Origin of the sequence: Leucobacter sp. NPDC015123 (assembly GCF_043080205.1) — a bacterium.
Taxonomy (GTDB): Bacteria; Actinomycetota; Actinomycetes; order Actinomycetales; family Microbacteriaceae; genus Leucobacter; species Leucobacter aridicollis_A.
On the sequence record NZ_JBIBVH010000001.1, the window covers coordinates 706,641 to 719,187 of the forward strand.

General features: G+C 57.9%; 11 protein-coding genes and 1 pseudogene. 11 read left to right on the top strand and 1 reads right to left on the bottom strand.

Translation table 11 applies throughout. From position 1 onward, the window contains the following. Positions 1-16 precede the first annotated feature (16 nt). The 5 genes from ACF07D_RS03270 to ACF07D_RS03290 are packed head-to-tail and all read left to right on the top strand — an operon-like array spanning position 17 to position 5,209. Complete coding sequence (locus tag ACF07D_RS03270; RefSeq protein ID WP_391503874.1) at positions 17-748, top strand: ABC transporter ATP-binding protein; 732 nt, start codon at positions 17-19, stop codon at positions 746-748. Then, positions 745-2,088 (top strand): FtsX-like permease family protein, encoded by a 1,344-nt coding sequence (locus ACF07D_RS03275; protein WP_391503875.1) that lies wholly within the window; start codon positions 745-747, stop codon positions 2,086-2,088. Before ACF07D_RS03270 ends, ACF07D_RS03275 begins: the two co-directional genes overlap by 4 nt. Next, positions 2,057-3,007, top strand: coding sequence for a DMT family transporter (locus tag ACF07D_RS03280; protein ID WP_391503876.1), 951 nt, complete (start codon positions 2,057-2,059; stop codon positions 3,005-3,007). Before ACF07D_RS03275 ends, ACF07D_RS03280 begins: the two co-directional genes overlap by 32 nt. 2 nt (positions 3,008-3,009) lie before the next feature. Beyond that, complete coding sequence (locus ACF07D_RS03285) at positions 3,010-4,224, top strand: glycosyltransferase (RefSeq protein ID WP_391503877.1); 1,215 nt, start codon at positions 3,010-3,012, stop codon at positions 4,222-4,224. Then, positions 4,214-5,209: an alpha/beta fold hydrolase gene (locus ACF07D_RS03290; protein ID WP_162921199.1), complete on the top strand. Its 996-nt coding sequence runs from the start codon at positions 4,214-4,216 to the stop codon at positions 5,207-5,209. The genes ACF07D_RS03285 and ACF07D_RS03290 overlap by 11 nt, the downstream gene beginning before the upstream one ends. A gap of 155 nt (positions 5,210-5,364) precedes the next feature. Here ACF07D_RS03290 and ACF07D_RS03295 read toward each other — a convergent pair whose 3' ends face one another. After that, positions 5,365-6,057 carry a BTAD domain-containing putative transcriptional regulator gene (locus ACF07D_RS03295; RefSeq protein ID WP_391503878.1) on the bottom strand — a complete coding sequence of 231 codons (693 nt, stop codon included), beginning with the start codon at positions 6,055-6,057 and terminating at the stop codon, positions 5,365-5,367. A 786-nt stretch (positions 6,058-6,843) separates the two neighbouring features. Here ACF07D_RS03295 and ACF07D_RS03300 point away from each other — a divergent pair. The 6 genes and pseudogenes from ACF07D_RS03300 to ACF07D_RS03325 all read left to right on the top strand — a co-directional run bounded on the left by ACF07D_RS03300 (position 6,844) and on the right by ACF07D_RS03325 (position 12,540). Next, positions 6,844-6,957, top strand: a complete 114-nt coding sequence (locus ACF07D_RS03300) for a lasso RiPP family leader peptide-containing protein (protein WP_119283342.1) — start codon at positions 6,844-6,846, stop codon at positions 6,955-6,957. A 159-nt stretch (positions 6,958-7,116) separates the two neighbouring features. After that, a complete protein-coding gene (locus tag ACF07D_RS03305; protein WP_391503879.1) occupies positions 7,117-8,997 on the top strand; it encodes an asparagine synthase-related protein in 1,881 nt (626 codons plus the stop codon). Then, positions 8,994-9,257, top strand: coding sequence for a lasso peptide biosynthesis PqqD family chaperone (locus ACF07D_RS03310; RefSeq protein WP_391503880.1), 264 nt, complete (start codon positions 8,994-8,996; stop codon positions 9,255-9,257). Before ACF07D_RS03305 ends, ACF07D_RS03310 begins: the two co-directional genes overlap by 4 nt. Positions 9,258-9,306: 49 nt before the next feature. After that, positions 9,307-9,675, top strand: a complete 369-nt coding sequence (locus ACF07D_RS03315) for a lasso peptide biosynthesis B2 protein (RefSeq protein WP_391503944.1) — start codon at positions 9,307-9,309, stop codon at positions 9,673-9,675. Between the two features lie 64 nt (positions 9,676-9,739). Further along, positions 9,740-11,601, top strand: a pseudogene (locus ACF07D_RS03320) (ABC transporter ATP-binding protein). Between the two features lie 513 nt (positions 11,602-12,114). Beyond that, the gene (locus tag ACF07D_RS03325; protein WP_391503881.1) at positions 12,115-12,540 is read left to right on the top strand and encodes a hypothetical protein; all 426 of its coding nucleotides are present in this window, start codon (positions 12,115-12,117) and stop codon (positions 12,538-12,540) included. The last annotated feature ends 7 nt before the right edge of the window (positions 12,541-12,547 follow it).

Below are 12,547 nucleotides of genomic sequence, written 5' to 3' on the forward strand. Positions count from 1 at the left end.
CGCCCAGGAGAACGCGATGGACAACACTACACACGACGAGCACCGAGATATGGCGATAGCCAGAACCTGGCTGATTCAGGCGAAGGGCGCAAATAAGGCATTCGGCACGACGCTTGCGCTGGCGGATGCGAGCGTCTCAATTACGCCTGGCGAGTCGGTGGCAATAATGGGACCGAGTGGCTCAGGAAAATCGACCCTTCTATACGTCCTTGCTGGAATTCTCACGCCTGATTCCGGTGCGGTCTTAGTCAGGCGCTCCGAAGGCACTGGGTTTGATGATCTGGCCACGCTTTCTGATGACGCACGATCCGCCTTTCGACTACGACGATTCGGATTCGTCTTCCAGCAGGGGATGCTGCTGCCAGAGCTCACCGCCGCTGAGAACATTGCGCTACCGCTCTTGCTGATGGGTGTGTCCAGGACAACGGCTGAAGAACGAGCGGAAAGGGAGTTGCGCCGGCTCGGTCTCGAAGGTCTTGGCCAACGGCGCATCGGGCAACTTTCTGGCGGGCAATCACAGCGTGTTGCGATCGCTCGTGCACTCGTCAACTCCCCAAGCGTCATTTTCGCCGATGAGCCTACGGGCTCCCTAGACTCTCGCTCTGCTGCCGGAGTCCTCGACGCGCTTCTTGAGAAAGGAACGAGGCTGGACGGCGCCCTGGTAATTGTGACACACGACACGCACGTTGCGTCCCAGTGCGACCGAATCCTTCACCTCCGCGATGGTCAGATCGTGAGCAACGTATGAACGGTCGCGCACTGCGGTCCCTGATCCGCCCGTTTCAAGCGTCAGTAGCCATTACTACGCTCCAACTCGTTGCTTCGGCTGTTACCGCGCTACTGACATTTGCTGTCGGCATGCTGATCTTCGCCTTCTGGTCAGTCCCAACCGAGGAGCCTGGCTACGATGTTCTTGCGTTTGGACTCGTGGCTTTATTGGCTGTGCCACTCATAACCCTCGGAACCGCGAGCGCAAGACTGGCTGCCCGGACCCGAGACGACAAGCTAGCAACGCTTCGGTTGTTGGGGGCCACTGCAAACCAGGTACGCGGCATTGCGGTCGCCGAAGTTGCCGTCGTGGCTGCTGTAGGAGTTCTCACCGGCTCCGCCCTATCTGCACTGTGGCCGTTCGCACTTTCTCTGTTTTCGGTACACGGAGAGCGTCTTGTCGCGTCGGATATCTGGCTGCCATGGTGGATGTGGCTGGCGGTCCCACCCGCGCTGGTAGTGGTTGCTGCGATCAGCGCCCAGCTCGGGTTGCGCAAAGTCGTGCTCTCTCCGCTAGGAGTTCGCACCCGCTCAGATGCCCCACCGATGAGTTGGTTCCGAGTAGTGGTTGGACTCGTGGTACTTGGTGCTGCGGTTCTTGTCACACAACTCATGTCGGCTGATTGGGGCGTGCTCATTGTCCTCTGCGTGCTGACCGCGGTATTGCTTGCAGTAATGGCAGTGCTCGGCGCAGTCGGCCCCTTCGCGGTGGCGTTCGTATCTCGTCGGCTGGCGGCGCGGACATCCGATCCGGCGAAGCTGGTTGCAGCTCGCGGTCTCCAAGACGATCCTGGTGCGGCTTGGCGGAGCGTCTCTGCCCTATCTCTGGCGACGTTTATCTTGATCCCGGCGGGCTCGCTACTCGGCTATCTCCACACAATCAGCCGCAGTTCAAGCCGCGAGGCAATGAGTCAAGACCAGCTCCTGATGTTCGCCGACGCCCGGACAATGCTCGTCACCGTCGCCGCAATCGCTTTTTGTATAGTGGCCTGCCAAGCGGCTATCGTGCAGACCGCAGCGATCTTGGAGAATCGTGCTCTCTACGTGGCGCTCGATCGAATTGGAATGCCGCGTCAGACTATCAATCGCATGCGGCGGCTGCGCGTTACGCTATCGGCCAAGATCGCTGTGTTTGGTGCCGCGGTAGCAACTGTAGCCGTTACTGCGTTCGTCGTTGTTATTTCCATTCTCGTCGCACCCCTCTTCAGCATCGCGATCATTGCAGTTCTCGCGTGTGGCCTCCTACTTGTCCGAGGGAGCGTATCGGCAACCAACTCAGTATTGACACATGTCCTCAACGCTCCGCAGCGAGGTGATTGAGATAGACGCGCCGTTCATGCTCGGACTCGCCGTCGCTTTCCTCGGCGCCGTGCTCCTCGCGAGCGGATCCGAAATGCAGTCAAGGGCTGTGTTTCAATCCGGCGGTCGGTGGCTTTCGTTTCTTCGGTCTCCACGCTGGCTCATCGGACTTCTCCTTCTTGGCGTCGCAGTCAGCACCAACTTCGTCGCGCTCGCACTCGCTCCAGTAAGCGCGGTGCAAGCGATGAGCGTAATCGCCCTTGCGGCGTCTGCAGCGTATAGCGGCCTAATGGGTAGGGTCTCGATGACGAGAGCCAACTTGCTGTCCGTTCTTGTTTGCATTCTCGGCGTCTTGGGATTTATAGCGATTCTTGCCGCACACCCATCTGATGGGCCCTCGGCGCTTGCGGCACCCCAGCAGCTAGTAATCGCGACGACGATCCTCGCCACGCTTTCGGCTCTTGGACTTGGCGCCGTGATCCTTGGCCGGAATTCGCGATCAGTTGGGCTCCGTTTCTTTGGTCTCTTCATCGGGGCAATGACATTCGGCAGTATTACGACAGTCTTCAAAGTCCTTGTCTCGATTCTCCTCGCGCGAGGCTTCGCCGCGGCCCTGACAGATTCCAACGCACTATTCGGGCTCGGAGTCATTGCGATTGGTGGCGTTGTCGCAAATGTGCTCTTACAACGCTCGCATTACGCGTTCCCAGCGCCGGTGGTTGTGGCGGCACTCACCACAATCGACCCGGTTACCGCGGCTGTTATTGGAATCACTGTGATTGGCGAAGCTGCACTCACTGTCGTGCCCGCGTCTGGGCTAATCCTCTGCGGCGTCACCGCCTGCATCGGCGTGATTGGGGTAAGTCAGCTCACCCGCACCGACAAGAAGGCATCAAATCCTGAGGCCTCCACGACCCGAGACTTGGACAGTGAGAGGTAAATATGCATATCGGATTCTTCAGCGATCAGCATCCCGCAACCCTTGGCGGGCTGCAAGTTTCTCTTGAGCTGCAACGCAAATATCTTCAGCGCCGCGGACACTCGGTCACCGTATGCGCCCCAAACTCCAAGCACACAACTCCGCCCTTCCCTGCAGAGACAAATGATGTGCCTCTCGGCGCCGTCCGAGTCGGCGAGCACTCGTTTACACTCGCCGGCACGCGTTTCGATGACACAATCGATCTCGCGTTCGCTAGCAAACCTCCCGTTGACTGCGTGCACGTCCAAGGTGATTTGTGGGGTGCGTGGAACGGCTACAGGTTCGCAGCACGGCACGACCTGCCACTTGTGCATACGATGCACACGAACATCGAGGTGGGGCTCCCCGCCATTCTTCCTTTCCCGCGCGCGGTTTTCAGGTTATTGTTCTCTGCGCAACAGCGGTTCCTTAACGCTTCAAAAGTCAGGTCAATCGCCGACTACACCCGGGCTTTTGCAGAACGCGCAGACATCGTCATCGCTCCAAGCACACACTTCGCCCAACGCCTCCGTGGTTATGGGATTGACAAAGAGATCTGGGTCGTTCCGACTGGTGTCGACGATGAGTTGATCCAGGCGCTTGTCAGCGAGCCGCGGGCTCCCAGGAAGCGACCTATCTTGCTTTGGCCCGGCAGAATCAGCCAGGAGAAGCGTATCTCCGACTTCTTCGAAGCCTTCCATCAGGCCAGTGTTGACGCAGACATTCATGTCTATGGCTCCGGAGTCGATCTCATCAATGCCCAAAGAAGGGCAGCTGACCTCGGAATCGCGAACCGCGTTTACTTTTTTGGCGCAGTCTCCCACCAGCGAGTGCTCACGGCAATGCGAAATGCAGATGCTGTCGTGCAGAGTTCTCTAGGCTACGAAACTCAGGGCCTGACAGTATATGAGGCCGTGTCGGTTGGCACACCTGTCATCCTGCGTGACCGAAACATCGCTCCAGATCTGCCCGCCGAGTTCAGCCGAGTCGCCGCCAACGAGTCAATCGACGCGTTTGCATCCGCAATCCGAGAGTTCGTCCAGTTTGAGCACGAGGCAGGAGTTCGGCCCAAGCCTTCGAACCAATTCGCGCAGAGTCACCAAACGCGCCGCCTCGAAACCCTCTACCGGGAGGCCCGGAGTATTCACGAAAAATCAGCTTTTCCAGAACAGTCTGGAGGCAACCAACGTGCAGCTTGAACAGGTGGAAACTACAAAGGTCACCGTGAGTGGTTCGCTCACCACACTTTTCGCCTACGGCGACAAGGAGGGGCCGACGATTCTTGCGATCCATGGGTTTAGAGGAACACACCACGGGTTAGAACCCTTAGCCCAAGCGCTCGCGGGATTCGGATACCGAGTACTCGTCCCGGATCTTCCCGGCGCCGGAGATTCAAGCGCCATGGTTGGATCGCACAACGCAATGAGCTTCGGTGCTTGGCTCGGCGAGCTCACCGAGAGACTGCCGGTTTCAACTATCCTCCTTGGCCATTCCTTCGGAAGCGTGATCGTCGCTTCCGCTATCGCCCAGGGAGCCGATCACCGCAGCGCTGTATTGGTGAACCCAATTCTCAAACCCCCTCTCACCGGCCCGAGGCGTGTAGCCACGGCCGCAACCCGCGCATACTATGCGCTCGCCGGGAGGCTTCCTCTACGGTTCGGCGAGAGGTTGCTGGCAAGCCGCCTCATCGCCGGAGTCGGCGGAGCGATCATGACTAGCACGAGTGACGCTGGACAACGAAAATGGATCAGAAAAGAGCACCGCAGGCACGCTGGGTCGTTTTCGTCTCGAGCTGTCGTGATCGAGAGCTTCATTGCTTCCACAACGACAACTGTCCTCGACTTCGCAGATCACCTGCAGCGGCCCGTGCTGTTGTGCGGAGCAGGGCGCGACCCCCTCACCCCGGCGTCCGTCTACAATGTCGAGGCCACAGGAATTCAATCTGGCACTTTCCACGTTTTTCCTGATCGCGGGCATCTGCTGCCGTTCGAAGAAGTCGATTCGATATCACAGCTCATTGCAAATTGGGACGGAATGGTTGAGCCTCCGACCGCAGGGAGCCACACCGTTCGACTGGTAGGTTCAGCAAAAAAGAGAGCGACGAGGCATACGACATCGCTACGCAGTGCATACCCCTCTGACCAGAGCTTCACGGATCGGGGAACGAAGGAGACGCCATCCTAGCGATGGCCGCCCCGCGCCACCTTCCCCGGAGGCAGCAAGGCCTTTTCGGATCTAGTGGCTTCTCACCCGTTGTGCCCGACGCAATGACAACACCTGCGCAGCTCGGCTAGTGACGCTTCAAGATGTGTCTTTCTGCGCTGCAAATCTGCGGCCATTCACTCTGGCAAAAGAGTCGGGTCTTGCTGGAGCATTTGCACCTGCAGCGAAGACAGCGCGGGACCGGGAGTAACACCAAGTTCCTCTGCGAGATCCTTTGCATGCTTCGAATAGGCCTCAAGCGCTTCAGTCGCTCGGCCTGATCGATACAACGAGAGCATCAGCTGCCCCAGGAAGATCTCGTTTCGAGGATGTTTCATGTTCAAGATTGCCAATCGCGGCAAGATCTCTTTGAAGCAACCAAGCTTCAGCTCGACATCAAAATATGCCTGCTCTGCGGTCACTCTCAGTTCGCCCCAGTAGCGGGCGGCACTCTCGAAGGTGGGTCCCGCCAGACCCTCGAAAGCGGGGCCCCGCCACAGTTCCAGCGCCCGCCGATACATCGCTTTCCCCGCATCAAGATCGGAGCCGGCTACTGCAGTTGAGGCGAGCTCGATCTGGTGCTGAAACCGATAGCAGTCGATGGACTCTGCCAAGGCATCCAACCTGAACGATTTTTGCCCTGACGAGATAGGGACACTGAGCTTTCGGAGCTCGCTGACGCCTCGATGGACCTGGTTGATCGCACTCTTGATCGGCTCAAATCCATACAGCGCTCCAACGAGGCTTGAAAGACGGACGAATCTGCCAGGTTCCAGCAACAGGCAGCTAAGAACGCCCCGGGCCCTGCGCGTGGGGATCGATATCTCCATAGAGCCGACACTGACCGAGAGCGGCCCGAGAACTCGGTAGCATACTCGCGGGTGCGTACTCATGCTCGAACTCGAAATGAGGTTGAGGCCGGTCCGTCCAAAAGTCCACTCGCTCCCGAAATACGCGGCCAGCAGGCCCCACATTTCTCTATTGTTAGTCGACGTGCATTCGCCCGAGTTCCATGCCCGTCGTTTGATAAGTCAGCAGCAGATGAGCGGACATGAACCACGACCTCAGCTGTGCCGGGTTGCTCTCTGTGGCAAGACGCACTTATCTCTGCGAGCTGATTTCCGCGCCACGGTCGTCCCATGGAGTCCGCCCTTGTCCACGCAGTTGTGTGGCCCTCCGAGGGTCAGGTCCATAAACTTCCCACGCGCAGATCAACAGTGACCGACCAGGCAGTCTGTCCTCTTCTTGCGAGGGTATAGCACTTTGGAAATAATCAATACTCGAATTTGTAAATAGTCGCATTTGATGCACTACCGCACGCGACTAACTAGGTTTGTTCCCCCAAGATCGGAAAACTTCCCAAGGATCCGCATGCAGGCGTGAAGGAATGAGGCTCGCTGTCCCACCTTGTCTGCGTTTTCCAGCAGCCTTCGGAAGACTCATCGACGGCCCTGCCTGAGGGCCAATAATTCGCTCCCCGTACTTTTGGGAAGCGCTCGGGAACACAGCGGGAAGTAACTAGTCATCAGCGGGATGAAGACTCTCAACACCACAATGAATCACCGTCGGAAGCAACTTGCCTCCGCTTCATAGTGGTTGTGAGAAAGGAGAAAATCATGCCTCGCTACGAATCCCCCTCGATTGTCGAAGTTGGAAAATTCTCAGAGGTTACACGCCTCACCAGGCTCGGGAACTGGGTCGATAGTCCTGGCTGGGGCTATTGGTTCTAGCCGATAGCGACACTTCCCACGCACTGTCCGTTCAGGGATGCACCACGACTAGCTCCCTGAACGGACAGTGGACAAAGCAGACGCAGACGGAACTCCGACATCATCCCGCAAGGAGGGCGAAGCCTTCATGTCACGAGAACCCCTCACAGGGAAAGACCAATGACACTACTCATCTTGCCAGACTCAGACAACGCCAGAAGCGTCGAATTGTCGCGTCTAGAACTCGACAATGCCCAGGTGAAACTCCATCCTTCGGGACGGCCATGGATTATTGGCGATTGGTCAGCAGAAGACTTGGTCGAGGCAGAGCTGACCGACGCCCGAATCTGCCTATTTGGCCCAACTACAACTTCAAAAGAACAACTCAAACGGATGTTCCGCAGCGTAACCTCCACGGCTGACATCGACACACTTGCCCGAAGGATAGACGGATCGGTCCTCTTGGCGTCCAGCATTGGGGGGACTCTTCGGGTCCAAGGTCCAGTATCTACCGCAAGCAAGTTCTTCTTCCTCACCGAAGGAAAAACCGCGGTCGTCTCAGATCGCGCACATGTCCTGTCCCAACTTTCTACTGGAGAAATAAACGAGGCCAACCTCGCGTTGGCGTTGCTCTCCCCGTACGGCGCCCCCTGGCCGCTCAGCGAGGAAACACTATGGAAGGGGGTCGTCAGCGTGCCCGGTGGCTATGCACTGACTATTCAGGCGAATGGCTCAAGAAGCATAGATCGGTGGTGGCATCCGCCAGGCCCCGAGTTCTCACTGGAGCAGGGTGCCGCCCGTGTCGCGCATGCCATCGAGACTGCCATCTCTGCACGAACCGAAGGCAGTCAGCGTCCCGTGTGCGCCGACTTCTCTGGCGGCATGGACTCCACAACGCTGGCGTTCTTCGCCGCGGATCAGGCTGCGTCGTTGGTTACGGTACACAATGAGCCACTAGGTGACGCAAACGACGACACTTCCTGGGCGGAACGATGCGCTCTCGAGCTACCAAATGCCACTCACGTGAAGATCGCCCGGGGGTCAGGGCCTCACCTGTACTCAAATCTGAATGTGGACGGAGTCGACCTCGACGGCCCCTCGCCTTTTGCCCGAGCCCGGGATACGTACGACTATCTTGCCCAGATAACGGCCCGAGCTGGCGCGAAGTATCACCTCGGCGGCGTTGGAGCCGACGAACTGTTTCAGCCCACAGTTCTGACCATAGTTGCGCTTGCTCAAACCGATCTCAAGAAGACTCTCCCCCACGTTCGAAGGTTCAGACATCGATATCGCTGGAACCTACGAGAAACAAGGACTATCTTCTCCAAGATTCCTCGTTTCCATCGTTGGCTTGCCTCGTCCTCGGACATGCTGGAGTCTCCCCGCACTTGGAGTTCAGCGCCCGACATAGACTGGGAAGTTGGTCCGCGGATGCCTCCCTGGGCGACCTCACAGGCAGTCGAGGAGGTCCGTCAGAGAATTATCAATGCCGCGTCGGCGCAGCCTGAGCCGTTGTCCCCTCTTCCGGTAGACCACTCCATCATTCGACTGATGCAGGTAAACGGGACTGCGATGAGGTTCAACAACAAGATCGCAGCTCGCCATGGAGTAAGGCTAGAGGCCCCTTTCGCCGATGATCGTGTGATCGAGGCGGCTCTATCGGTTCGACTAGAGGCCAGACTTGCCGACGGTCGCCCCAAAGCAGTTCTCGCGCGGGCAACTCGCGGTCGTGTTCCATACGTCTTCGATAGGACCACGAAAGGCGACTACAGTGCAGAGATCTTCGGCGGGCTCAAACACGGGAGGCCAGCGCTCGACGAACTCTGTGATGATCTCGCGCTTGGCGAGGCAGGTCTGGTCAACCCGCTGACTCTTCGAAGGATCATTACGGGACTCCACCCTGACGTCCGACCGCTAACTCCGCTTGACTCGACCATCGGCTTGGAGCTCTGGTTGCGCGCTGCCAAGAAGTCCAGGTCAGACTCATTGAGTGCAGTACCCAGACAACAGAACTTGGACTTGACACAAAAAATCAAGCAGATCTGGGAGGCAAGGCAATGAAATGGCGACTCGCCGAACACGTCTCATTCACCGAAGCCGACAGGGGCGGTGTCCTGCTGAATGAAGCTCGAGGAACTTACTGGCAGGTAAACGTCACAGGAGCGCAGGTACTGCGAAGCTTGCTCAACGGCAACGACGTGCCGCAGACCATTCAGCACCTCAGCGCAGCCTATCCAGACCAAGCCGCACAGATCACAGGTGATGTGCATGGCCTAATTGAAGCAGCAACGAAGGCTGAGTTGATTCAACATGAGCCCTAAAATGATCTCCCTCGAGACTGAGCCACGTCCCGCTTTTGGGAACTGGGTGATGGCGCGAGCAGCAGCAAACGCAGCGAGGGTCCTAGTCCGGTTGGAACCTCTCCGCTTAAGAACCGTATTGGAGTTTCTCCGGAAGGGGGCACATCCGGCCTCGCGTCTCGAGACGTCGCGAGCCCGTTCTGAAGTCGTGGGCTCGAGCCCACGTTGCGCAGGCCCACGCTGTCTCGAGCGTTCTCTCGCAACGGCGATGCTCTGTCGCCTTCGCGGTGTCTGGCCCGAGTGGTGTACCGGAGTCTCCTTAGAACCCTTCAGCGCTCACGCATGGGTGGAAGCCGAGGGCGAGCCTATTGGTGAGGAAGCAGGCGAAATACGGCTATTTCGAGTCGTAATGAGAGTGCCCACCCATGCGACGGAGTGAAGAATCCGTACTTGGAGGAGTTCTTGCCAAGTAAGCGAAGCACAAGACGAAAGGAGTTGTCGTGATGGGGCCTACTGATACATCGCGCCCCAGCTCTTCGGAGACAGGTGATCCCATTCAGGGTGGCGCTGAGTCATCAGAGCACCAAGAAGATCACGCCAGCAGTCAAGCTAAAGGCTCGCAATCAAATCATGAGGAACAAGGAAGGCCAACGCGGCGGGACTTCCTTGCCTTGATTGGGCATATTCGGCCGCATTGGCGCCGTGTCGCGCTCGCTGGGCTACTGGGGCTGCTGGGTAATGGAGCCGCGCTTCTTCAACCGCTGGCAGCAAAGTGGATGATAGACACAGTTAGCAGCGCGAAGGGCCTCACGTTTTCGCCGGTTGTTGCATTGACTGCCCTTGTTATCGTTGGCAGCGTCCTAGCGGCGACTGGAGCGTACGTGCTGGAACGAATGGCGGCGGAAGTGGTTCATGACGCCCGTAGACGTATGGTCCTGCACACTCTCAAACTTCGTGTCGGGGCGATCCAACGGCCGGGTAAGATCATCACGCGCGTGACGGCCGACACCACCCTCTTGAGCAAGGCGATCAGTAGAGCGTTGGTCGATACCCTGAATGCCGTCCTCATGCTTTTGGCCACCATTGCGTTGATGGCCAGTCTTGATCTTGTTCTTCTCGGCGTCTCCGGCTCCGTACTCGCGGTGGTCTTCGCTATCGGAGTTCTTGCAGTGCCACGAATCGCTCGTGCCCAGCGAGAGATGCAGGCTTCAGTTGGAGACTTAGGTTCACGACTCGAGCGCGTGCTAGGGGCCTTTCGAACAATGAAAGCGTTCGGCGGCGAGAAGCACGAAGCACGCTCATTGGACTTCGCCGCGGATGCTGCTCGAAACCACGCAGTCGGTAGCGCCAAGTGGTCAGCCTTTTCCGTAATCGCAGGCGGCTTGTCGACTCAACTTGCTTTCCTCGCGGTGCTAGCAATCGGGGGCATCCGAGTAGCCGATGGATCCCTAGGTATCTCAACGTTGATCGCGTTCCTGTTGTACTTGTTCAGCCTCTCCGCACCCATTGGAAATCTCTCACAAGGCATTGCGGAACTCCAATCCGGAATAGCCGCAGTCCGAAGAATTCGAGAACTTCAGGCCCTGCCCGGCGAAAAATACGACGGGGCGTTCTGCATCAAACCAGACACTCCGGCAGCAGTTGACTTCGAGAACGTGAGCTTTGACTACGGGCAGGGCCAGACTGTGTTGGCAGGGTTGACCTTCAAAGCGGAGCCGGGCCAGACTGTCGCACTGGTTGGAGAGTCGGGAGCTGGCAAGACCACAGTGTTTTCGCTGATGGAGCGATTCTTCGACCTAACTTCAGGTCAGATTCGCCTTGACGGTGTCGACATCTCAACACTGTCGCTCAGTTCGCTCAGATCACAGATCGCATACGTCGAACAAGAGGCACCAGTATTTGAAGGCACTCTTCGCGAAAACTTACTGTACGCAATCGCTGAACCAGTTCCAGACGACATGTTAAAGATCGCGCTTCAACGCACCAATCTCACTGATCTGTTGGACACTTTGCCCGCCGGCATCGATACACCAGTTGGGCATCGTGGGGTAACACTTTCCGGGGGCAACGTCAACGGATTGCAGTCGCTCGCGCGCTAATACGCCAGCCTCGTCTTTTATTGTTGGATGAGGCAACGTCTCAACTCGACGCAGGCAACGAAAAGGCTCTCGTGGAAACGCTTCGCGAAATTGCTGGTTCTACGACTGTGATGATAATCGCGCACCGATTGTCGACCGTAGTAAACGCCGACAAGATCTTCCTCCTGGAAACGGGCAGGGTACGTGCAAGTGGGACACACTCCGAACTTGCTGCGCATGATCGCGTCTACGCAAGGTTGTCTCGCGCCCAGCATCTTTCACACTAACCAGGCCAGGGACCGGGCTGCCCAGCTGCTACTGGATCCGGCCGAAGATGTAGGCAGCGAAACCTCTACTGTTATGAAGGACCAGTCACCAACTCCAGAACAAGAACAATCACAACCGTCCCACGGCAATAGGTGATCACGGCTGGCGCGCATCGCGGGCACCTTCGCCACAGAGACACCAACCCTGTCTGTGCCGCACCCGCAGCGCCACGTGAGGCCGCGCTGCGTACGGTGCACTCGACATTCGAGCACAACGACACAACGGCAGGTATCACCGTTTTCTCCGCCTCGCTTCGCTAACCACTCCCGCCGCGGGCGACCTGGACATTGACACAAACTGCAACGTCTGTAGCCTTTAAGCAGGCCGCTTCATCACCGCACAGGCGCCGAGCGGTGCTCGCCGAACTTGAAGCGACCTGAACGCCTAATGCGCCTATTCGAGCAGCGTTCCACGCTGTAAACGCGGCGTTTCGGTCCGCTCAATGAAACGCCGAACCGCCGGAGGAGGCACAAGTGAATTCGAAGAAGAGCCACAAGACCCGCCGTGCCCTCGGTGCGCTCATCACAACGACCGCGCTTTTGCCCCTGGTCGCATGCGCAGAGCCCACGCCCCGGGAAGTTCTCGATCAGCTCTCACAGATCGAGTTTCACGAGCTTGACGCTCTCGGCACAGAAGTTGAGGTCACCTCCACGGCAGGGAGCATGTTCTACATCCTCGTTCCGAAGGGGCAGCGCTCGCTGATAAAACCTGCACAATGCCACGCAGGAGCTGAGCCTTTCAAGCCCTCGGGTTCCAGCTTGAACGTTCCGGGAGACGGCGGCGAGGCGCTATTCGCTGCCGCAGAATTCAAGGTCACAGCTGAGGATGAGGGTCACATACAGGTGAGCTGCGTTCAACCCGAGGTCCAGATTCTCAAGCTTGCAGTCGATCCCGCATAAGTTGGTC

Excerpts from the sequence above, each read along its gene's own strand:
- ACF07D_RS03270 (WP_391503874.1), top strand. The coding sequence starts at position 17 with ATGGACAACACTACACACGACGAGCACCGAGATATGGCGATAGCCAGA.
- ACF07D_RS03275 (WP_391503875.1), top strand. The coding sequence starts at position 745 with ATGAACGGTCGCGCACTGCGGTCCCTGATCCGCCCGTTTCAAGCGTCA.
- ACF07D_RS03280 (WP_391503876.1), top strand. The coding sequence starts at position 2,057 with ATGTCCTCAACGCTCCGCAGCGAGGTGATTGAGATAGACGCGCCGTTC.
- ACF07D_RS03285 (WP_391503877.1), top strand. The coding sequence starts at position 3,010 with ATGCATATCGGATTCTTCAGCGATCAGCATCCCGCAACCCTTGGCGGG.
- ACF07D_RS03295 (WP_391503878.1), bottom strand. The coding sequence starts at position 6,057 with ATGGAGATATCGATCCCCACGCGCAGGGCCCGGGGCGTTCTTAGCTGC.
- ACF07D_RS03300 (WP_119283342.1), top strand. The coding sequence starts at position 6,844 with ATGCCTCGCTACGAATCCCCCTCGATTGTCGAAGTTGGAAAATTCTCA.
- ACF07D_RS03305 (WP_391503879.1), top strand. The coding sequence starts at position 7,117 with ATGACACTACTCATCTTGCCAGACTCAGACAACGCCAGAAGCGTCGAA.
- ACF07D_RS03310 (WP_391503880.1), top strand. The coding sequence starts at position 8,994 with ATGAAATGGCGACTCGCCGAACACGTCTCATTCACCGAAGCCGACAGG.
- ACF07D_RS03315 (WP_391503944.1), top strand. The coding sequence starts at position 9,307 with ATGGCGCGAGCAGCAGCAAACGCAGCGAGGGTCCTAGTCCGGTTGGAA.